Below are 20,713 nucleotides of genomic sequence, written 5' to 3' on the forward strand. Positions count from 1 at the left end.
AAAGCGCAATGAACAGGGCATCCATGCGCATGTTGAACGCCATTTCAACGCAGGATCACCCGCCTAGCACAGATGCCTAGCACAGATCGTTAACAGCTTGTTAACGCCGGGCAATCAGCACGATGCCGGCCCCCACCAGCAGCATGCCGGCCAGTTCGCGGCTGGCCGGCCATTCCCCCAACTGGCTGGCCGCCATGGCCACCGCCAGCACCGGAATCACCAGCGCATTGAAACTGAGCGTACTGGCCGGCAGGCGCTTGAGCAGCCACAGCCAGGCCAGCCAGCCCACGGCGCTGGACAGGACTCCCGCATACAACATGCCCAGCACAAAACCTGCCGACCAGCGGATATGGGCAAAATCGGCCCATGGCCACAGCGCCAGCAAGGGCAGCAGGCCGATCACCGCCTGCCAGGCGGAAAAATTCAGGCTGTCCATGCCGCCATCCTGCGTCACCCGCTTGCTCAGCACAGAACCCAGCGCCCAGAAGAAACCGGCCAGCACCGCCAGCGCCATCGGCAGCACCCCGCCGTGCAACTGCCAGGGTGCCACGATCAACATCAGGCCGGCAAAGCCGGCGGCCAGCGCCTGTCGGCTACGGCGGGTAAACGGCTCGGCCAGCAGCCAGCGCGACAACAGCGCCACCCAGAACGGCATGGTGAACACCAGCACCGAGGTACGCCCGGCGGCACCGGCCACCAGCGCCAGGGTAATGGACAGACTGTAGAGAAAGGTGGTGCTCAGCCCCACCTGCGCCGCCTGAACCAGGCGCTGCGGCCGGATGGCGCGGCCGCGGGCCAGCAGCACGCCAAACAAGGTCAGGCTGCCCAGCGAGGTGCGCAAAATCAGGTGGGTGATGGGCGTGGTGGCCTGCAGGGTCTGCTTCATCACCACGTAGTTGTAAGCCCACAGCAGCACCAGCGCACAGAACAGGGCCATGGGCAGCCAGCGCTCTGCGCCGGCGCTGCGGAAAAAGGACGGGGCCAGTACGGCACTGGATGTAGACATGGAGCATCTCCTGAAGATGCAGCCAGTGTAGGCAGCGCTGGCGCTTGCGCCGCTGCGTTTTACTGCGCCAGAATGCACGCAAACTGAAGTTTTCGGAAAAGTAATGCAGGATTTCTGATATGACCAATGAAATAGTGCTGGATAGCTATGACCGCAAACTGCTGGCCTTGCTGCAGGATGATGCCCGCCGCACCCACGACGAGCTGGCCGAGGCTGTCAGCCTGTCGCCCACCGCGGTCACCCGGCGGCTGAAACGGCTGCGCAGCGAGGGCATCATCCGCCGCGAAGTGGCACTGGTCGACCCGGCCGTGCTGGGGCGGCCGCTACGGCTGGTGGTGAACGTGATTCTGGAGCGCGAACGCATTGCGCTGGTGGATGCCTTCAAGCAGGCCATCCGCGCCGCGCCGGAAGTGGTGGAGTGCTACCACGTGACCGGGCGGCCGGACTTTGTGCTGGTGGTGCTGGTGCGCGACATGGGGGACTACGAGCGCTTCTGCCGCGAGCACATCATGAGCAATGACAATGTGCGCGAGTTCGAGTCGCTGGTGGTGATGGAAACCACCAAGTACAGCACGGCCGTGCCCCAGGATGCGGCGGGCTAAGCGGGCTGGACCGGTTTGATAGTAGCCCAGCCCTACCCCGTTAACCCTCGTGCAACAGCGCGTGCTGGATTTCCGACAGCGCCTGCGGCACCCGCATGAAGTTGAGCGGCATGCCCAGCCGCCGCGCCATGTGCGAGGTGGAGAACATGCCACACAGTTGGTAATGGCCGGTATTGAGGTCCAGCTCGGCCACCAGCGCATGCTGCCGGCCCTGCTGCTTGAGCGTGGCCACCATGTGGCCGACGGTGGCGTGCTGCACATCGGCCAGCGACAGCATTTCCAGCTCGCTGCGCGGGGTCATCACATCGCGCACCAGCACTTCGTCATGGCGCTTGCCATGCCCCAGCATGCACTGCACCGGGCGCTCGCCCAGGATGTCGGATGCGGTGATCAGGCCCACCAGCCGGCTGTCTTCGTCCTGCACAAACAACAGGCGGATGCCACGGCTGATCATCAGGTTGTGGGCGTGACGCAGGATTTCATCTTCGCCGATGCTGACCGGGTCGATGATGCGCAGGTCGGTCATCACCTCCAGCGCCGGACTTTTCAGATTGATGGGGCGCAGCGGACGCTGGTCCAGATGCACCAGGTCGGTATGTTTGGGCATGGCCATGGATGGCAGCGCTTGAAATGAAGTTTCCATGTGACTCTCCAGCTGGATCGATGTTGTTGTCTGGCCAGACGGCGAGGCCTGGTCACAGTGGCACGGCGGACTGACTGTCGTGTCGCTAACGGGCTGGGCCGGCGCTGTCTCCCCCGCTACGGTCCAGATTTCATTCTAGGCAGGATTTTCCGGATGCAAGGCCGCTGTTGAGCCAAGGCTGCAAATTTGTGTTGCCGGCAGCCACCGACGGGGCTGGCCATCCAAACAAAAACCGCCGTAAACGGCGGTTTTTGTTTGGTATTGACATGCCTCATCTCGCTTTCTGAAATGAAAGCGAGGCTCCCTTGCAGGGCAAGGGCGGGGGGATAGGGATGAAACAGGAAGGCTGCGGAATCAACCACTTACCTAAAGAGGCCCGGCGGTGCCGGGTCCTGGTGCATCGTACCAAATCACTTTGTCAGCAGCCTGAAAAACCGCCGTAAACGGCGGTTTTGTGGTGTCGCAATGCCAAGGCAGGCTTACATCTGCATGATGGCTTCCAGCTCGTCCACCGTCTTGGGAATCGGCTCGCCCAGCACGCGGCTGCCACTATCGGTAACCAGTACATTGTCTTCGATGCGGATGCCGCCAAAGCCGGTCATCTCGGCAAAACGCGCATAGTTGATGTACTGGCTGTGGCGGCCCTCGGCCTGCCAGGCCTCAATCAGCGCCGGGATGAAGTAGATGCCCGGCTCCACCGTCAGCACCATGCCGGCCTTGAGCGCCTTGCCCAGGCGCAGATAGCCCATGCCAAACAGCGGGCTGCGCTGCACGGTGTCGTCATAGCCCACCAGATCCTCGCCCAGCCCTTCCATATCGTGCACATCCATGCCGATCTGATGGCCCAGCCCATGCGGGAAGGCGATGGCATAGGCGCCAGAGTCGACAATCTCCTCCACTGGCCCGTGGAAGAAGCCCAGCTCGCGCATGCCCTCCACCATCACCTGCGCCGCCAGCTTGTGCACGTCCAGATAACGTACCCCCGGCTTGATGGCGGCGATGGCTTGCAGCTGCATGTCCAGCACGATGTTGTACAACTCGCGCTGCTGCTGGTTGAAGCGCCCGCCCACCGGGAAGGTACGGGTGATGTCGCTGGCGTAGCCGCCACCGGAAGTACAACCGGTGTCGTTCAGCACCAGATCACCCTTTTGCAGCACATTGTCGTGGGCATGGTTGTGCAGCACTTCGCCACGACGCGAGAAAATGGAGGGGTAAGCCAACTGCCAGTCGTGACGGCGCATGATGCCTTCCATGATGCCCACCACCTGATGTTCCACCACGCCCGGTCGCGAAGACTGCATCGCCGCCACGTGCATGGCACCGGTCACCGCCAATGCAGCCTCCATTTCGGCCACTTCCTCGGCACTCTTGATCTCGCGCAGCGCCACCACGGCGCGGGTCAGCTGTGGCGAAAAGCCGGCGGCCACCTCGGCCGGATGCACGCCCAAGAGGCGACCCAGCTCCAGCCGGGTTTCACCACGATAGGGTGCCAGATAGTGAATCGTTCGGCCGGCAGCCACCGCATCCGCCAGCGCCTGCTCCAGTGCCGCATACGGCTGGCTGGCTGTGATGCCGGCACGCGCGGCGCGCTCGGCCAGCATCGGCTGCGGACCAGTCCAGACAATGTCTGCCACGTCCGGATCATTGCCAAACAGCGTGGCCACACCACTGGCACAGTCGATCAGCGCCGCCATACCCGGCTGGTTCTGGCCGAAGAAGTAGCGAAAGCTGGAATCCTGCACAAAGGGAAAGATGTTGTCGTGGTAGTTCATCGGCGAATCCACATTGCCGACGAACAGCAGCAGGCTGCCCGACAAAGACTGTTGCAGCGCGGTGCGGCGCTGCTGATAGGTGGCGGCAGAAAACATCATGTTCACTCCTTTTTCAACCATGTCAGCCGTGTTAACCGTAGCCGGCCGGCATTTTATGGCCGATATTGTGCTGACTGGAAAATTGTATACAGAATGACCACTGTACACGGCAGGCCGGAACATGACCAGCTTGCCGCCATGATAGTGCGGGCCCAAACCCGCCCCAAAGCGGGCGTCACCGTGCTGGCCGGGCAGCACTAGCCGGCCACCACCAATCTTTATGTGACCTTTACCGACAACAACAATACCAGCCAGCGTTTTCTGGCCAACCTTGCCGGCCTGCACAGCTTTCCCTGTGCCGTGAGCTACATCCCTACCGGCATGCTCGGTGCCGGCAGCCTGTCGGCCACTTCCACCTTCACCCTGTCTTACCAATGAAAAATGGCCACCCGGTTCATACTGGGCGGCCATTTTTCCTCAACTACTAGGTCAGTTTTTGCTTTGCATCACCGGCTTCAAGGCCGGCGTGCTTTTGGGGCGCGCCTTCAATAGCCAGCTTACGCTGCCCCCCGCCAGTACCGCCCACAGCGGTGAGCCCAGCCCGGCGATGGTGACACCCGATGCGGCCACCACAAAGGTGAGCAAGGCCGCTTCGCGGTGGCCGTCGTCCATCAGCGCGGCAGTGAGCGAAGAAGCCAGTGTGCCGAACAGCGCCAGACCGGCCGCTGTCACCACCAGCGCCTTGGGCAAGAGCAGCACCAAGCCTGCCAGTGCGCCACCGGCAATGCCCAGCACAATGTACAGCGCACCGCACACCAGCCCGGCCATGTAGCGGCGCTGTGGGTCCGGGTGGGCTTCCGGCCCGGTGCAGATGGCGGCGATGATGGCGGCCAGCGTCACACCATGGCCACCCAGCGGCGCGGTAATGATGGAGGCCAGCCCCAGCACGGTTACCGGGGAGCGCGCCGGAATGTGGTAGCCGGAAGCCGATAACACCGCCATCCCCGGCAAGAACTGGCTGGTGAGCGCCAGCAAGGCCAGCGGCAGCGCCAGGTTGACGAAGGCCGTCCACGACCACTGCGGCATGGTGAACAGCGGGCCGCTGCTGCCCTGCCAGCTAGCCGCCGTGCCATACAGCCCCTGCCAACCGGCCAGTGCCAGCCCCAGTGCGATGGCTGCCAGCAGGGCAAAGCGCGGAAACAGCTTGCGGCCGACAAAGAACAACACCGCCATCGGCACCACCAGCATGGCCTGCTGACTGGCCGCCCCGGCCACATCGGCGACAAAGTGAAACAGAATGCCCGCCAGCATGGCTGCCGCCAGCGAAGCAGGGAAAATTTTCATCAGCTTGTCAAAAGCACCGCTCACGCCCACCACGGTGACAATGACGGCGGCAGCCAGAAAAGCCCCCACCGCCTCGCCGTACGGTACGCCGGGCAGCGCCGCCAGCAGCAGCGCCGCACCCGGCGTGCTCCAGGCGGTAATCACCGGCACGCGCCAGCGCAGGGTGAGCCAGATGCCGGCCACGCCGGAGGCAATGGACACCGCCCACACCCAGGAGCCCAGCTGTGCCGCGCTCAGGCCGGCGGACTGGGCGGCATGCACAATAATAAGAAAGGGGCCGGAATACCCCACCAGCAGTGCAAGCACTGCGGCAAGGCCGGCCGAAGGCGAGAAATGAGACCAGCTAAACGGCACACGATCAGCATGCGTCTGGCCAGCAGGAGACTCTCGCGGGGAAAGGGTGGACATGGATGACTCCAAATGCGTTGATGCACACAGGCTAGAGCAAGCCGGCCCGCCTGCCTTCCCACAGCTGCCACAAACAGCGTAGACTGGACTGAATCTGTTATATAGAACAGCGATGACCGATCTTCCGCTTTATCTGCATATCGCCCGCCAGCTACAGGCAAGGCTGGACAGCGGCGAATGGCCACCGGGCAGCCGCCTGCCTGCGGTGCGCCGGCTGGCAGCCGAGCACGGCGTCAACACCCTGACCGCACTGGCCGCCTATCGCCACCTGGAAGAACAGCAAAGCGTGGTGGCGCGTCCGCGCAGCGGATTTTTTGCCGCCCTGCCACGCCATGTCGCCAGCGGCACGGCCGCCCAGCCCGGCCCAACCGCCGCCGCACTGGTGGACGTGGACAGCCGCATGAGCCAGCTGATCCGCCTGTCTGCCTCGTCCATCCGCCAGCAACTGCACATGGCCGAGGCGCACAGCAGCCTGTACCCGGCGCAGGAGCTGTCACGCCGCATGCAGCTGCTGCTGGCGCGCCAGCCAGAGCTGATCGGTGCCTACCTGCCCACGGCCGACCAGCAGCAGCTCCATCAGCAGATACGGCGGCTGGCCGCCAGCTGGCAGCTGGACATTCCACTGGACAAGGTGCTGTTTACCCAGGGCATTACCGAAGCCATCAGCCTGTCGCTGCGCTTGCTCACCCGGCCGGGCGACGTGGTGGCGGTGGAAACCCCGGTCTACTTCGGCCTGCTGCAAACCCTGCAGACGCTGGGCCTGAAGGCACTGGAGATTCCCTGCACGCCGGATGCCGGCCTGTCGCTGGAAGCGCTGGAATTCGCCCTGCGCCACGGTGCGCCAGTCAAATGCCTGGTGACGGTTACCAACTTCCAGAACCCTACCGGCGCACTGATGCCGGACGACAACAAAAAGCGCCTGCTGCAACTGGCACGCCGCCACGGCCTCACCATCATCGAGGACGATGTGTTCGGCGAACTGTACTTCGGCCCGCAGCATCCCACTCCACTCAAGGCCTGGGACCGCGACGGCGACGTGATTTACTGTTCGTCCTTCACCAAGAGCTTTGCCCCGGCCTTCCGCCTGGGCTGGCTGTCCGGCGGCCGTCACCATGCCGCACTGGAACGGCTGCGCGAAAGCAGCAGCCTGGTCAGCCCGGCCATCCTGCTGGCGGTGTTGTCCGAGGTGCTGGCCAGCGGCGATTACGCCCGCATCAGCCAGCGCATCCGCCAGCAACTGAAACAGCAAATGGATGCTCTGGCCGATGCGGTGCTGGCAGCCTTCCCGCGTGGCACCCGCGTACGCCGGCCACAAGGTGGCATGCTGCTATGGGTGGAAGGCCCGGAGGGGCTGGACAGCCAGGCCATGCTGGAAACGGCACTGGCGCGCTCCATCAGTTTCGCCCCCGGCCTGGTGTTCTCGGCCGAACCGCGCTTTGCGCATTGCCTGCGCATCAATTGCGGCCAGCCCTGGTCCACCCAGCTGGCGGAAGACATCCGTACCCTGGGCTGGCTGGCCAGCGAACAACTGAGCGGGAAAGCCTGATGGACACACTGGATTGCGTGGTCATCGGTGCCGGCGTGGTGGGGCTGGCCATTGCCCGGCAACTGGCCATGGCCGGACGCGAGGTGATGATCTGCGAAGCCGAAGCCCAGATCGGCCAGCACAGCAGCAGCCGCAACAGCGAAGTGATCCACGCCGGCCTCTACTACCCGCCCGCCAGCCGGAAAGCACAGCTATGCGTGCAGGGCCGCGATCTGCTGTATCGCTACTGTGCCGAGCGGCACATCCCGCACCAGCGTATCGGCAAGCTGCTCGTGGCCAACACGGCGGCCGATCTGCCACGGCTGCACGCCATTGCCCAGCGCACGACCCAGAATGGCGTGCACGATCTGCAATGGCTGGACGCTGCCGGCATCCGCGCGCTGGAGCCGGCGCTACACGCCCATGCGGCCCTGCTGTCGCCGTCCACCGGCATCATCAACAGCCACGCGCTGCTGCAAGCCCTGCTGGCCGATGCCGAAGCCCACGGCGCACAGCTGGCCTGTCATTCGCCGGTGAGCGGCGGACGCATCACGCCGCAGGGCCTGGCGCTGGACATTGCCGGCATGCCAATACCAGCCCGGCTGGTGATCAATGCCGCCGGACTGTGGGCACCCAGCGTGGCCGCCAGCATCACCGGCGTTCCACGTGAAACCATTCCCGCCGCCCATTACGCCCGTGGCGTGTATTTCAGCCTGAGTGGTCGCTCGCCCTTCTCGCGGCTGATCTACCCGCTGCCGGAAGCCGGCGGCCTGGGCTGCCACCTGACGCTGGATCTGGCCGGGCAAGCGCGCTTCGGCCCGGATGTGGAATGGATAGACGGCGTGGACTACCGGCTGGACCCAGCCCGCGCGGTGGCCTTTTATCACAGCATCCGCCGCTGGTGGCCGCAGTTGCCGGATGGTGCGCTGCAGCCCGCCTATGCCGGGGTACGTCCCAAGCTGGCCGGGCCGGGCGAGCCGGATGCCGACTTTGTCATCCAGGGGCCGGCACAGCATGGCGTAGCCGGGCTCATCAACCTGTACGGCATCGAATCCCCCGGCCTCACCAGTTGTCTGGCACTGGCCGAGGCCGTCAGCACGATGGTGAATCAACGCAGATGAGACAAACATGACCGACAGCGGCACCCTGCACTCCATCAATCTGGCTGCGGTCAGCCCCATGCTGATCGAGGGCCGCCGCATCATGAGCGGCATCAACAAGCTGCCGGTCAGCACCCTGCAACGGCCCGAGGCCATTGCGGTGGGCAAGCTGGGGCTGACTGGCGACGAACAGGCCGACCCCACGGTACATGGCGGCCTGGCCAAGGCCATCTACGCCTATCCGCTGGAGCATTACCCATTCTGGGAGCAAGCCTGCCAGCAGCACGGTTCGCGCCATGCCGGCAGCACATTGCATCACGGCATGCTGGGAGAAAACCTCACGCTCAGCGGCCTGCTGGAGCACGACGCCCACGTGGGCGATGTGCTGGAGTTTGCCGATTGCCGGCTGCAGATTACCGAGCCGCGCCAGCCCTGCTTCAAGTTCCAGGCGCACATGGACATGCGCCTGGCGGTGAAGCTGATGGCGCAAAGCGGCCATTGCGGCTTTTATCTGGCGGTGTTGCAAACCGGCACGCTGCGCGCCGGTGAATCCTTCCGCATCCTGCCCGGCCCGCGCCAGCTCAGCATGGCCGAAGCCTTCCGCCGCCGCGTGCACCGGCTGGACTGACACGGCAGCGCCTGCCAACGGCATTTGGCGAAATGCGCTGCTCATGTAGAATCAGGCAGCTTCCAACACCGCTGCATACAGACAACGACCCACCACCATGATCATTCTCAATCAGCGCCAGCAAGAACTGCTGGGCATCGTCCATCGCGAAAGCTATGTCACCGTGGAAAAGCTGGCTGCCCATTTTGGCGTCACCCACCAGACCATACGCCGCGACATTGCGCTGATGGCAGAACACCAGTTGCTGCAACGCTATCACGGCGGTGCCAGCGTGCTGTCCAGCGTGGAAAACGTGGCCTACAACGCCCGCCAGGTTCTGTGCATCGAGGAAAAGCGCCGGCTAGCCGAGCTGCTGGCCAAGCAGATTCCGGATAATGCCTCGCTGTTCATCAATATCGGCACCACCACCGAGGAAGTGGCCAAGGCGCTGCACCGCCATCGCGGCCTGCGGGTGATCACCAACAACCTGCACGTAGCCGACATGATGTGCGACTACCCGGATTGCGAGGTCATCGTGCTGGGCGGCGTGTTGCGCAAGCGCGACCGTGGCATTACCGGCGAAGCCACGGTGCAGCTGATCCGCCAGTTCAAGGTGGATTACGGCATCATCGGCATTTCCAGCATCGAAAACGATGGAGTGCTGCGCGATTACGACTATCGTGAAGTACGCACCTCGGAAGCCATCATCCAGCAATCGCGTCAGGTACTGCTGGCGGCCGACCACTCCAAGTTTGGCCGCCCGGCGCTGGTGGAACTGGGCCATCTGTCGCAGGTGCATGCGCTGTTTACCGACAAGCCGGTGCCGCCAGAAATGGAAGCGGTGATTGCCGAAGCCGGCACCCAGCTGTTTGTGGCCGGCTGATCCTTAGAGCCTGTTCAAAGTCTCGCGAGCTAGAGTGAGACAAGGCGAAAACGACCGGAAATGAAGTGGGGAAGCGGAGTTTACCTAGAGTAAATGAGCATTCCGCAGGTGTTTTTAACGCGGTATCACCCCATTTCGACTAAATCCAGCAGACTATGAACAGGTTCTTACGCCCAAGCACCCACTGTACTACGGAGTCATGCCATGAAACTGTTATCCCGTCTGTGTCTGTCGCTGGGTGTCACCGCCCTGCTGTGTTCGGCGCTGGCCCAGGCCGAACTGGCCAAGGGTGCTGCCGCGCCCGACTTTCGCACCGAAGCCTCGCTGGGCGGCAAGCGCTTTCAGTACTCGCTGAACGAAGCCCTGCAGCACGGCCCGGTGGTGCTGTACTTCTACCCGGCAGCCTTTACCAGTGGCTGCACGGTGGAAGCACACCTGTTTGCCGAGGCAGTGGACAAGTTCAAGGCACTGGGTGCCACGGTCATCGGCGTATCCGGCGATGACATCGAAAAGCTGCAGCGCTTTTCCGTGTCCGAATGCCGCAGCAAATTCCCGGTGGCGGCCGATGGCGAACGCAAGATCATGAAGGCTTACGATACGGTGATGATTCCCGGCACCAGCTATGCCAGCCGCACCTCCTATGTGATCACCCCGGATCACAAGGTGTGGTATAGCTACAGCGCCATGGCCCCCAACCAGCATGTGGCCAACACCATGCAGGCGGTCGAAGCCTGGAAAACTGCCGGCCACTAGCCAAGCCAGCCACCTGGCGGATGCGGCTCAGCGGCCGCGCGCCGCCAGCGCCGCCCCGCCGATGATGGCCACACAAGCCAGGGCCAGCGCACCACTCGGCTGAGCCAGGCCACACGCCAGCAACAGCAGGGTGGAAATCAGCGGCGCGGCATAGGACAACACCCCCAGCAGCGGCAGATTGCCCTGCTTCATGCCGATATCCCAGGTAAAGAAGGCGATGCCCACCGGCCCCAGGCCCAGGGCCAGCACGCCCAGCCAGGCCGACCACGGCGCGGACCACACCGTGGTTTCGCCATACAGATGGCACAGCCCGCCCAGCAGCGCTGTGCCTGCACAAAACCAGCCCACGGCGTCGGTCGGTACCTGCGCCACCATGCGGCTGGCTACCGAGTACAGCGACCAGATCAGCGCGCACAGCAGCGCCATCAGATAGCCGGGCAGATACTGGCCGGCAAAACCACCCTGCCCGCCGCCCAGCAATAGCCAGCACCCCGCCAGCGCCAGCAGGCCACCCAGCACATGCCAGCGCGACAGGCGCTGCCCCGGCAGCAAGGCGGAAAACAGCAGAATCAGCAACGGCCACAGATAGGCCAGCAAGCTCACCTGCACCGCCGGGGCCAGCCGCATGGCGAGGAAATAGCAGAAGTGATAGCCGAACAAGCCGCCCACCCCCAGCAGCCAGGCCAGCGGCGGCTGACGCAGATAGCCCAGCGGTGACTGACCGGCGTACAGCCATTTGGCCAGCATCAGGCCAAAGGCCAGGGCAAAGGTCATGCTCAGCAACTGAAAGGGCGGAAACACTCCGGCGGTGAGCCGGGTCAGCAGGGCCAGACTGCCCCACAACACAATGGACAGACTGCCGATCAAGGTAGCCTGGTGGCGGCTCAGCATGGCAAAACACCCGTGATGAAAATGCAATGCAGCAGCGTAGCGCGCTGGCAGCAGGCCGGCTTTGCCGCTGTGGCGGGCTTATTTGCCGTGCAGGCGGAAATGGCTGGGCGCGACACCGAAATGACGGCGAAAGCGGTCGCTGAAGGCCGACAGGCTGGCATAGCCGCAGTACTCGGCCACCTGCTGCACCGGCAAACGGCCTTGCTCCAGCAACAGCCAGCCATGCTGCATGCGCTGCTCCAGCTGGTACTGGCCAGGGCTCATGCCCAGCTGCCGGCGGAACAGCTCGGACAGCTGGCGCACGCTCAGGTGTGAGGCCGCTGCCAGTTGCGCCAGGCTGATGTCTTCGGCAAAGCGCGCATCCAGCAACGCGCGGGCCGCCGCCACGCGCCGGTCCAGCTGCAAGGCGGCCCCGGCACGCTCGGACAGCAATTGCGTCAGCAGCAGCAACATCTGCCGCTGCCCGGCCGCGCCGGCCGGTGGCCGTTGCAACTCCTCGCGCAAAAAGGCGACATAGGCCAGCAGGCTGGCATCCAGCGGCAAAAACGCTGGCAGCTGCGCCAATTGCGGGGCCAGCGCCGTCGGCACATTGGCCACCACAAAGGCATTGTCGCCCGGCGCAGCAAAACCGTGGCCGCTGCCCGCAGCGATCACGGCCAGTTGCCCGGCCGCAACATGGCCGCCACGGCCATCTACTTCCAGCTCCAGCCGACCACGCGCCGGCAACACCAGCTGGTGGTAATCATGCTGGTGCTGCTGGCTTTCCTGCTGATAGCTGCGCAGCTCCAGCAACAGGGTATCGGTGGTATGCATGACAGCATGGTAATGGCTGGCCACAAGGTGGCGTCAAGCTGCAGACAAAAAAAATGCCCCACCGACAAAGGTGGGGCCAGGGGAGGAGACGGGAGCAAGCCCCGATACAACAAGATACGCCAACAACAAAATCGATGACTCAGCCCGGCTGGGTGTTTGCTGCCCATTGCGCAGTCTGGCGCAGGCCAGCGCCGGCACGGTACTGCGCCAGCCAGCCGTCCAGGATGGCGCCGGCATCCGCCGGCAAATGCAGACGCAGCTTGCTGCGCCGCCACAGGATGTCTTCTGCGCTGACCGCCCATTCCTGATCCACCAGATAGCTCAGCTCGGCCTCGTACACGCCAGGGAGGATTTCCGCCCCCAGCTCGGCCAGCGTGCTGGCACTGCCGATCAGCGTGGCCAGACGCGTGCCGTAACTCTTCACATAGCGCTGCAGCACGGCGGCTGGCAGCCAGGGATAGCGCTGCGCACTGGCGGCAAGAAAGGCCGCCGCGTCGGCACCCGGCATGTCGCCGCCCGGCAGCGGCACGCCTGCGGTCCAGGTGGGCTGGCCATTGCCCAGCAGCGGGGCCAGCCGGTCCACCGCTTCTTCTGCCAGCTTGCGATAGGTGGTGATCTTGCCACCGAACACCGATAGCATCGGCGCTGCGCCGGCATCCAGCTCCAGCGCATAGTCGCGGGTCACGCTGGCGGCATTGCTGGCTTCGTCATCCAGCAAGGGGCGCACGCCGGAATAGGTGCTGAGCACATCCCCGGGGCCGATCTGGCTGTTGAAATAGCGATTACTCATGCGGCACAGGTAGTCCACCTCTTCCGCGTCGATGGCGACGGCACCGGGGTCGCCGTGGTATTCCACATCGGTGGTACCGATCAGCGTGAAGTCGTTTTCGTAGGGAATGGCGAAAATGATGCGCTTGTCCGGATTCTGGAAAATATAGGCATAGGGGTGATCGAACAGCTTGTTCACCACGATGTGACTGCCCTTGACCAGACGGATGGACTTGGGTGACGGCAGCTGCAAGGTGTCTTTCAGCAGGCTTTCCACCCAGGGGCCGGCAGCATTCACCACGGCGCGGGCCTCTACCTGCTCACGCTGGCCATCTGCCCGCTGCAGGGTGCAAATCCAGCGCTCGCCCTCGCGCCGCGCCCCCACACAGGCGGTGCGGGTAACGATGCGGGCGCCATGTTCGGCTGCCGCCATGGCATTGAGTACCACCAGCCGGGCATCCTGTACCCAGCCATCGGAATAGACAAAACCACGCTTGAACGCGGCCTTCAGCGGCGCGCCGGAGGGGTGCTTGGCAAAGCTGATGGTTTCCGAGCCGGGCAATACTTCACGTTTGGCCAGGTGGTCGTACAGGAACAGGCCGCAGCGGATCATCCACTCCGGGCGCTGGGATTTGTCGTGCGGCATGACAAAGCGCAGCGGCCAGATGATGTGCGGTGCCGCCTTGAGCAGCACTTCGCGCTCCTGCAGCGCCTTGCGCACCAGGCCGAATTCGTAATATTCCAGATAGCGCAGGCCGCCATGAATCAGCTTGGTACTGGCCGACGAGGTGTGCGAAGCCAGATCATCCTTTTCACACAGCAGCACGGACAGACCGCGCCCTGCCGCATCGCGGGCAATGCCGGTGCCATTGATGCCGCCGCCTATCACCATCAAATCATAGCGTTTCACTGTGCCATCCTCTGTCTTGTCGCCAGCCTACCGGCCTTGCTGTTATGCCTGCCCTGCCGGCTGAGCCGGCAGGTTCGATGTTGCCAGCATAGAGTCATGCGAATATAAATTCAACACAAAATGTTCGTTTATGTTCGTTTTGTGCGCTGCAATGTGTGTATGGACCACAATCTTGTTTGCTGACTGGTGGCAATAGCCGCCCTGCCCCGCAACAGCCAGCGCAGCTCCTGACTGGATGGCACGGTGACAGCAGCGCGCCGTCAGACGGCATCGGCGCAGGCTATGCGCAGAGTGACATAAAAAAAGCCACCCGCAGGTGGCTTGCCGGCCCCGAACCTCTGGGGCGACCAGGAGCAAAGCAAAATCACAGGTGGGTATAGGTCACCGCTGCCAGGGTAGCGCCCAGCAAGGAGCCCACCACCGGCACCCAGGCATAGCCCCAGTCGCTGGAGCGCTTGCCGGGAATCGGCAGCAGGGCATGCATGATGCGCGGGGCCAGGTCACGCGCCGGGCTCATGGCATAGCCGGTAGTGCCGCCCAGCGACACACCGATGCCCAGCACCAGCAGCGCCACCGGCAGGGCATCCATCGCCCCCAGCGACATCTTGGGGGCCACCATGCTGAGGATGGCAAACACCAGCACAAAGGTCGCCAGCACCTCGGACAACAGATTGCCCGGCAGGCTGCGAATGGCCGGGCCGGTGCAGAAGGTCGCCAGTTTCAGCTCGGCACACTCGGTGGTTTCGTAGTGCTTGCGGTAGATCACCCACACCAGCAGCGCACCCATCATGCCACCCAGCATCTGTGCCAGCACATAACCGGGCACGCGCGCCCATTCGAACTTGCCGGCCACCGCCAGCGCCACACTTACTGCCGGGTTCAGGTGGGCACCACTGATGGCGGCCACGCTGAATACACCGACAAACACCGCCATGGCCCAGCCAAAGGCAATCACGATCAGGCCGCTGTTATGGCCCTTGGTATTGCTCAGCAGCACATTGGCCACCACGCCATTGCCCAGCAACACCAGCAGGGCCGTTCCGATAAATTCACCAAACAAAGGATTCATGGTTTTGTCTCCGCACCAGGGCTCCCGCTACCATCCGCTACATTGGCAGACAGCTGCTCTCCCCCGGTGCGGCTACCACCGCGACAGACCGCTGGCGACGCAAACGTCGCCATGCCGGCTGCACGGTGGACACTCAGGAAAATGAAGCAAAGCAACCGCCGGACGGTTCATCCGGCCCACCGTCCGCCCGGGCATGGCGGCGGTGGGACAAGGCGGTCAGTTTGCGTCTCAGGATTCAGCCCAGGCCTTGGCTGCGTTGACTGCACGGTTCCAGCCACGGACATTGCTGCTCACTTCTTCGGCCGCCATGTCCTGCTGGAAGCGGCGGTCCAGCTGCCACTGGCCCTGGATATCGGCCACGCCATCCCAGTAACCCACAGCCAGGCCCGCCAGATAGGCAGCACCCAGTGCGGTGGTTTCGGTGATTTTCGGGCGCACCACATCCACGCCGAGAATGTCGGACTGGAACTGCATCAGCAGTTCGTTGACAGTGGCACCTCCATCCACGCGCAGCTCGGCAATGGCCATGCCGGCATCGGCTTCCATGGCCTTGAGCACATCCATGGTCTGGTAGGCAATGCTGTCCAGCGCGGCACGGGCGATATGGGCCGCCTTGGTCCCCAGGGTGGCACCGACAATGGTGCCTCGGGCATTGGGGTTCCAGTGCGGCGCACCCAGCCCGGCAAAGGCCGGTACCAGGTACACGCCGTCGCTGCTGGCCACTTCCTGCGCCAGCGGGCCGACATCGGCCGAATGGCGGATGATGCCCAGGCCGTCGCGCAGCCATTTCACCACCGCACCGCCAATGAAAATGGAGCCTTCCAGCGCGTACTGCACCTGGCCATCCACCTTCCAGGCAATGGTGGTCAGCAGATTATTGGAAGATTCAATCGGCTTGCTGCCGGTATTCATCATCATGAAGCAGCCGGTGCCGTAGGTATTCTTCACCATGCCCGGACGGGTGCACTGCTGGCCGAACAAGGCCGCCTGCTGGTCGCCGGCCACGCCGGCAATCGGGATTTCCACGCCCAGATGGGCGGCGTGGGTGTGGCCATAGACTTCGCTGGAGCTTTTCACCTCCGGCAACATGCTGGCCGGAATGCCCATGATGTCCAGCAGCTCGGCATCCCACTGCTGGGTGTGGATGTTGTACAGCATGGTGCGCGAGGCGTTGGACACGTCGGTAACGTGTACCTTGCCGTGGGTGAAGTTCCAGATCAGCCAGCTGTCCACCGTGCCAAAGGCCAGCTTGCCGGCTTCGGCGCGGGCACGAGCGCCCGGCACATTGTCCAGAATCCACTTGATCTTGCTGCCGGAGAAATAGGCATCGACCGGCAGGCCGGTCTTGCTGCGGATCGATTCCGCCAAGCCACGCTCCTTCAGCTGATCGCAAAATGCAGCGGTACGGCGGTCTTGCCAGACGATGGCGTTGTAGACCGGCAGGCTGGTTTCACGGTCCCACACGATGGTGGTTTCGCGCTGGTTGGTAATGCCGATGGCGGCAATGCTGCGGCCATCGATACCGGCCTTGGCCACGGCTTCGGCAGCCACGCCGGCCTGGCCGCCCCAGATCTCCTGCGGGTCGTGCTCCACCCAGCCCGGCTGGGGATAGATCTGGCGGAATTCCTTTTGTGCCAGCGAAACGATGTCGCCAGCCTGGTTGAACAGAATGGCGCGGGAACTGGTGGTTCCCTGGTCCAGAGCCAGGATGAACTGGTTTTTCATGTGAGGTGTCTCCTTTGCAATCCAAAGGCCGTTGCAGGCCGAGCGCTTTTTGCTGACTGGTTTTGACGGCATCACCTCAGACATCCCCGCCGGACTGGCCGGGAAAGTGAGGCAGCAATCTTTGTTATGTTGTTTTTTGTATTTATATTGTTCGTTTTATTTTCGGCCCATTCTAGTTGTCACGCTTCAGCTGTCAATCAACACGCATAAAACTTTCGCTGTTTGCTGAAATCCGACTAGTCGCCAGCGACCAGCTGGCCGTTTTGCAGCGCACGATATCGTAAATGACTATGGTCTGTAAGCACTGCACTACAAGGATTTGCGCCTTTCTTGCTTTGCAGCAAACCAGGCGTTTTATCGGGCGAGGCAAAATAACAACACCAGACCCCCGCAGCGCAAGCAAAACGCGCATGAACCGCACCCGCAAAATCTGTCTACTGGCAAGACGGCAACACCCAGACCAAGTACCGGCAAGGTAGCGCAGCCACTACAGCGCGGATGTGGCAGCATGATGCGGAAACAAAGAGACCCTGACGGGCAACTAGCCTGCAGATCAGGCGCACCGGACAACACCTCACGCCCGCCGGCAGCACTGGCCGGGCATCGACAAGGACCAAGACATGCTCCGCAATACCAAGATTCTCGCCACGCTGGGACCGGCATCCAGCAGCCCGCAGCAGATTCTGGCGCTGGCTCGCGCCGGGGTGAATGTGTTCCGGCTCAATATGAGCCACGGCAGCCACGACGATCACCGCGCCCGCCTGGCCGCCATCCGCGCGGCGGAAACAGAAATGGGCCGCCCCATCGGCGTGCTGGTTGATCTGCAAGGCCCCAAGCTGCGCATCGGCACCTTCCCGCAGGGTCCGGTCACCGTGCACACCGGCCAGCCCTACCGCTTTGTGCTGGATCAGGTGGATGGCGACGCCGAGCAGGTCACGCTGCCCCACCCGGAAGCCTTTGCCGCGCTGGAACACGGCCATCACATCCTGGTGAACGACGGCAAGCTGTCGTTTCACGTGGAACGCGTGCAGGACCGGGTGATCCACACCACGGTGGCCGTGGGTGGCGAGCTGTCCGATCGCAAGGGCTTCAACCTGCCGCAAACCATCCTGCCCTTGTCGGCCATCACCCCGAAAGACCGCAAGGACGCCGAATTCGCCCTGCAGGAAGGTGCCGACTGGATCGCGCTGTCTTTTGTGCAAACAGCCGAAGACGTGCGCGAATTGCGCCAGATGATAGGCAACAGCGTGGGCATTGTGGTGAAAATCGAGAAGCCCTCGGCCGTAGACCAGCTGGACGAGATTGCTGCGCTGGCCGATGCGGTGATGGTGGCCCGTGGCGATCTGGGCGTGGAACTGCCGCCGGAAGACGTGCCGGTGGTACAGCGCCGCATCGTGCACCAGTGCCGCCACCTTGGCCGCCCGGTGATCGTGGCCACCCAGATGCTGGAATCGATGATTTCCGCCCCCACCCCCACCCGCGCCGAAGCCAATGACGTGGCCACGGCGGTGTATGAAGGTGCCGATGCGGTGATGCTGTCGGCAGAAACCGCTGCCGGGGCCTTCCCGGTGGAAGCGGTGCAGATCATGGACCGGGTCATCCGCCGCGTGGAAGGTGCACCGGATTACCGCCGGGTAATGGCGCTGGACTACAGCGCCGCCGAGGCACCGGGCCAGGCCGATGCCATCGCCGCCTGCGTGCGCAAGGTGGCCTCCATCCTGCCGGTGACCGTCTCCGCCGCCTTCACCACCTCCGGCTCTACCTGCCTGCGGCTGGCGCGCGAGCGCCCGCACACGCCCATCATGGGCATCTCGCCGCGCCTGGACACCGCCCGCCGCCTGACCCTGGTGTGGGGCGTGGTGGCCTATAACGGCCCGGACGCGGAAAACCTGGAAGACATGGTGGTGAAAACCACCTTCTGCGCCACCAAACTTGGCCTAGCCGAACAGGGCAAGCCGATGGTGATCATCGCCGGCGTCCCCTTCGGCACACCGGGCGCCACCAACCTGCTGCGCATCGTCTACCCCTGATATTGATTGCAGCATGAAAAAAGCCGCCAGTGGAGCAGTCCGCTGGCGGCTTTTTCATCACTGCGCAGCAGGGCCGCTAGCGTTTTGCTGCCAGCGCCGGCAGTGTACGCAGGTAGGCATCCACCTCCGCGGCCCACAGCGCCGCCGGATGCCGGCTCAGACCGTGGCCGTCGCCATCGGCGACTGCCGGAGCATGGACGAAACGGGTGGAGCTGCCGCCAGCGGCAAAGGCCTGATGCCAGGCCACCGGTTCATCCGGCCCCCAGTACTGGTCGTTTTCGGCGTAGATCCACAGATTGGCCAGAGTGGTACGGCGGCCAAAATCGGCATACAGCGTGGTGAGTGCAGATGGATCGCAACTTTGACCGGGTGATTTCTCCGGATTGCCACCAGCGCCGCCGGCAAAATTGATATAGCCGATCACCCCGGGCGGGGTGGTGGCAGCGACTGCCACGGTAAGCAGGCCGCCGACCGACTGACCTTCCAGCACGATGGGCTGGCCGGCCCCCCAGGGCTGCTGGTCAATCCAGCGGATGGCAGCCTGCAAGGCCGCCCCGCCACCTTCGGCAGTACGCCGGTAATCCGGGTGACCGCTGCACTGCCCCGGTGCCTGCATGTGGGCGCTGTGGTATTCCGGATCGCCGCCGCCGGTACTGCCATAACCGGGGCGAATCGGTGCCACGATGGCAAAGCCCTTGCCCAGCCAGTAGGCAATCTGGCTGCGGCCCAGGGGATGCTGCAGCTGGTGGCGTTCCTGCTGGCTGCCAGCGCGACCATGGGAAAACAGCAGCACGGGAAATGGCCCGGTGCCCGCGGGCAGATAAACCAGGGTCGGCATATCCAGGGTGGAGCCGAAGATTCCTGCCCCCGGCAAGGGGATGGTGACCTCCTGCGGCTTGGGCAAAGTGGCCGCGCTGACCGGCTGGGCCAGACTGGCGGCCAGCAACAAGGCAGCAGACAAACGACGACATTCACGCCACATGTGCTCGCTCCAGAATGCCGGCCAGCAAGGTCGCCAGCCCGGCTGGGTTGTCTTCACTCATGGCATGGCCGGCATCGGCCAGCACATGCACCGCCACGCCCTTGGCCGGCAGTTGCTCCCTATCCGGCTGTGGCAGGGAAAGCGATCCGAATACCACGCTCCGTGGCATGGTCAGCGCCAGCAACTGGGAGCGCCAGCTGGGCTCGGCCCCGGCCACCAGCGATACCGCCGCACGATGCACCGCCGGGGCATGACTGGCCGCCAGCGAGCCGGCCCACAGCGGGCTGCCTTCGCGGCTGGCCAGGCGTGCCATGCGGCGCTGACCACGCTGGATGAATTCGTCTTCGCTCATCGCGGCCAGCGCACGGCTGAAGGGGCCGCCACCGCGATCCAGATTCGGCTCCAGCAACACCAGCTGCGCGACCCGTGCCGGACGCAGACTGCTGGCGGCAATCGCCACCGCGCCACCCATGCTGTGGCCGACGATGTCCAGCTGCGGCAGGCCCAGGTGATCGATCAGACTGGCTACGGTTTCGGCATGCGCGGCGATGGTATAGGCAAAGTCATCCGGCCGGTCGGAAAAACCGGCCTCCAGCAAATCCAACAGCAAACGGCGCTTTCCGGCCAGCGCCGGGTCTGCCGCCACGCGTGGGAAGTCACTGGAACCGGCACAGCCCAGGCCATGGATGAACAATAGCGGCACGCCGCTACCGGGCAGATCGTGATAGCGCAGCGCGCCATGGCTGCTGTGAAATACCTGCATGATGCTGATTGCCGCCTAGACCTGTTCAATGACAGCGCCCAGTCTAGTGCCTGTTGGCCGGCCTTGGGTAGCGCGACTGC

The 20,713-nt window shown here is 63.8% G+C and carries 19 protein-coding genes; 8 read left to right on the forward strand and 11 right to left on the reverse strand.

The genetic code is table 11. The annotated features are described in order from the left end of the window. Positions 1–100: 100 nt before the first annotated feature. Entirely contained in the window at positions 101–1,006 is a 906-nt protein-coding gene (locus tag FAZ30_RS04870; protein ID WP_124641661.1) for a DMT family transporter, read from the reverse strand. Between the two features lie 119 nt (positions 1,007–1,125). Here FAZ30_RS04870 and FAZ30_RS04875 point away from each other — a divergent pair, with 119 nt between their 5' ends. Continuing rightward, positions 1,126–1,608 carry an Lrp/AsnC family transcriptional regulator gene (locus FAZ30_RS04875; protein WP_124641663.1) on the forward strand — a complete coding sequence of 161 codons (483 nt, stop codon included), beginning with the start codon at positions 1,126–1,128 and terminating at the stop codon, positions 1,606–1,608. A gap of 40 nt (positions 1,609–1,648) precedes the next feature. Here FAZ30_RS04875 and FAZ30_RS04880 read toward each other — a convergent pair whose 3' ends face one another. Together FAZ30_RS04880 and FAZ30_RS04885 are read right to left on the reverse strand one after the other, a co-directional pair. Then, on the reverse strand, positions 1,649–2,251 hold the full coding sequence (locus FAZ30_RS04880; RefSeq protein WP_124641665.1) for a CBS domain-containing protein: 603 nt from the start codon (positions 2,249–2,251) through the stop codon (positions 1,649–1,651). Positions 2,252–2,730: 479 nt separating this feature from the next. After that, the gene (locus FAZ30_RS04885; RefSeq protein WP_233578310.1) at positions 2,731–4,122 is read right to left on the reverse strand and encodes an aminopeptidase P family protein; all 1,392 of its coding nucleotides are present in this window, start codon (positions 4,120–4,122) and stop codon (positions 2,731–2,733) included. A gap of 222 nt (positions 4,123–4,344) precedes the next feature. On the opposite strand from FAZ30_RS04885, the gene FAZ30_RS20365 reads away from it, so the two are divergent. Continuing rightward, positions 4,345–4,500: a hypothetical protein gene (locus tag FAZ30_RS20365; protein ID WP_158613543.1), complete on the forward strand. Its 156-nt coding sequence runs from the start codon at positions 4,345–4,347 to the stop codon at positions 4,498–4,500. 51 nt (positions 4,501–4,551) lie between these two features. Here the strand turns inward: FAZ30_RS20365 and FAZ30_RS04890 are convergent, their stop codons facing one another. Beyond that, positions 4,552–5,814, reverse strand: coding sequence for a benzoate/H(+) symporter BenE family transporter (locus tag FAZ30_RS04890; protein ID WP_137008932.1), 1,263 nt, complete (start codon positions 5,812–5,814; stop codon positions 4,552–4,554). A gap of 112 nt (positions 5,815–5,926) precedes the next feature. On the opposite strand from FAZ30_RS04890, the gene FAZ30_RS04895 reads away from it, so the two are divergent. The 5 genes from FAZ30_RS04895 to FAZ30_RS04915 all read left to right on the forward strand — a co-directional run bounded on the left by FAZ30_RS04895 (position 5,927) and on the right by FAZ30_RS04915 (position 10,682). Continuing rightward, on the forward strand, positions 5,927–7,360 hold the full coding sequence (locus FAZ30_RS04895) for an aminotransferase-like domain-containing protein (RefSeq protein WP_137008934.1): 1,434 nt from the start codon (positions 5,927–5,929) through the stop codon (positions 7,358–7,360). Next, positions 7,360–8,460: an NAD(P)/FAD-dependent oxidoreductase gene (locus FAZ30_RS04900; RefSeq protein ID WP_137008936.1), complete on the forward strand. Its 1,101-nt coding sequence runs from the start codon at positions 7,360–7,362 to the stop codon at positions 8,458–8,460. Before FAZ30_RS04895 ends, FAZ30_RS04900 begins: the two co-directional genes overlap by 1 nt. 7 nt (positions 8,461–8,467) lie before the next feature. Further along, positions 8,468–9,067 (forward strand): MOSC domain-containing protein, encoded by a 600-nt coding sequence (locus FAZ30_RS04905; RefSeq protein ID WP_137008938.1) that lies wholly within the window; start codon positions 8,468–8,470, stop codon positions 9,065–9,067. A 97-nt stretch (positions 9,068–9,164) separates the two neighbouring features. After that, complete coding sequence (locus FAZ30_RS04910) at positions 9,165–9,929, forward strand: DeoR/GlpR family DNA-binding transcription regulator (RefSeq protein ID WP_124641675.1); 765 nt, start codon at positions 9,165–9,167, stop codon at positions 9,927–9,929. Between the two features lie 204 nt (positions 9,930–10,133). Next, entirely contained in the window at positions 10,134–10,682 is a 549-nt protein-coding gene (locus FAZ30_RS04915) for a peroxiredoxin (RefSeq protein ID WP_137008940.1), read from the forward strand. 27 nt (positions 10,683–10,709) lie between these two features. Here the strand turns inward: FAZ30_RS04915 and yddG are convergent, their stop codons facing one another. From yddG to glpK, 5 genes are all read right to left on the reverse strand, one after another. After that, positions 10,710–11,573 carry an aromatic amino acid exporter YddG gene (gene yddG / locus FAZ30_RS04920; RefSeq protein ID WP_124641679.1) on the reverse strand — a complete coding sequence of 288 codons (864 nt, stop codon included), beginning with the start codon at positions 11,571–11,573 and terminating at the stop codon, positions 10,710–10,712. Between the two features lie 78 nt (positions 11,574–11,651). After that, the gene (locus FAZ30_RS04925; protein WP_124641681.1) at positions 11,652–12,386 is read right to left on the reverse strand and encodes a helix-turn-helix transcriptional regulator; all 735 of its coding nucleotides are present in this window, start codon (positions 12,384–12,386) and stop codon (positions 11,652–11,654) included. A 139-nt stretch (positions 12,387–12,525) separates the two neighbouring features. After that, positions 12,526–14,064 carry a glycerol-3-phosphate dehydrogenase gene (gene glpD / locus FAZ30_RS04930; RefSeq protein WP_199730950.1) on the reverse strand — a complete coding sequence of 513 codons (1,539 nt, stop codon included), beginning with the start codon at positions 14,062–14,064 and terminating at the stop codon, positions 12,526–12,528. Positions 14,065–14,428: 364 nt separating this feature from the next. Beyond that, the gene (locus FAZ30_RS04935; RefSeq protein WP_124641683.1) at positions 14,429–15,133 is read right to left on the reverse strand and encodes an MIP/aquaporin family protein; all 705 of its coding nucleotides are present in this window, start codon (positions 15,131–15,133) and stop codon (positions 14,429–14,431) included. 228 nt (positions 15,134–15,361) lie between these two features. Further along, positions 15,362–16,858: a glycerol kinase GlpK gene (gene glpK, locus FAZ30_RS04940; RefSeq protein ID WP_124641684.1), complete on the reverse strand. Its 1,497-nt coding sequence runs from the start codon at positions 16,856–16,858 to the stop codon at positions 15,362–15,364. Positions 16,859–17,478: 620 nt separating this feature from the next. Here glpK and pyk point away from each other — a divergent pair. Further along, a complete protein-coding gene (pyk, locus tag FAZ30_RS04945; protein WP_124641686.1) occupies positions 17,479–18,888 on the forward strand; it encodes a pyruvate kinase in 1,410 nt (469 codons plus the stop codon). A 76-nt stretch (positions 18,889–18,964) separates the two neighbouring features. On the opposite strand, the gene FAZ30_RS04950 is transcribed toward pyk, so the two are convergent. Both FAZ30_RS04950 and FAZ30_RS04955 read right to left on the reverse strand, forming a co-directional pair. Then, positions 18,965–19,870 (reverse strand): alpha/beta hydrolase family protein, encoded by a 906-nt coding sequence (locus tag FAZ30_RS04950; protein ID WP_124641688.1) that lies wholly within the window; start codon positions 19,868–19,870, stop codon positions 18,965–18,967. Beyond that, a complete protein-coding gene (locus tag FAZ30_RS04955; RefSeq protein ID WP_137008942.1) occupies positions 19,860–20,633 on the reverse strand; it encodes an alpha/beta fold hydrolase in 774 nt (257 codons plus the stop codon). The genes FAZ30_RS04950 and FAZ30_RS04955 overlap by 11 nt, the downstream gene beginning before the upstream one ends. Positions 20,634–20,713 lie beyond the last annotated feature (80 nt).

It is taken from the genome of Aquitalea aquatilis, assembly GCF_005155025.1.
GTDB classification, from domain to species: Bacteria; Pseudomonadota; Gammaproteobacteria; order Burkholderiales; family Chromobacteriaceae; genus Aquitalea; species Aquitalea aquatilis.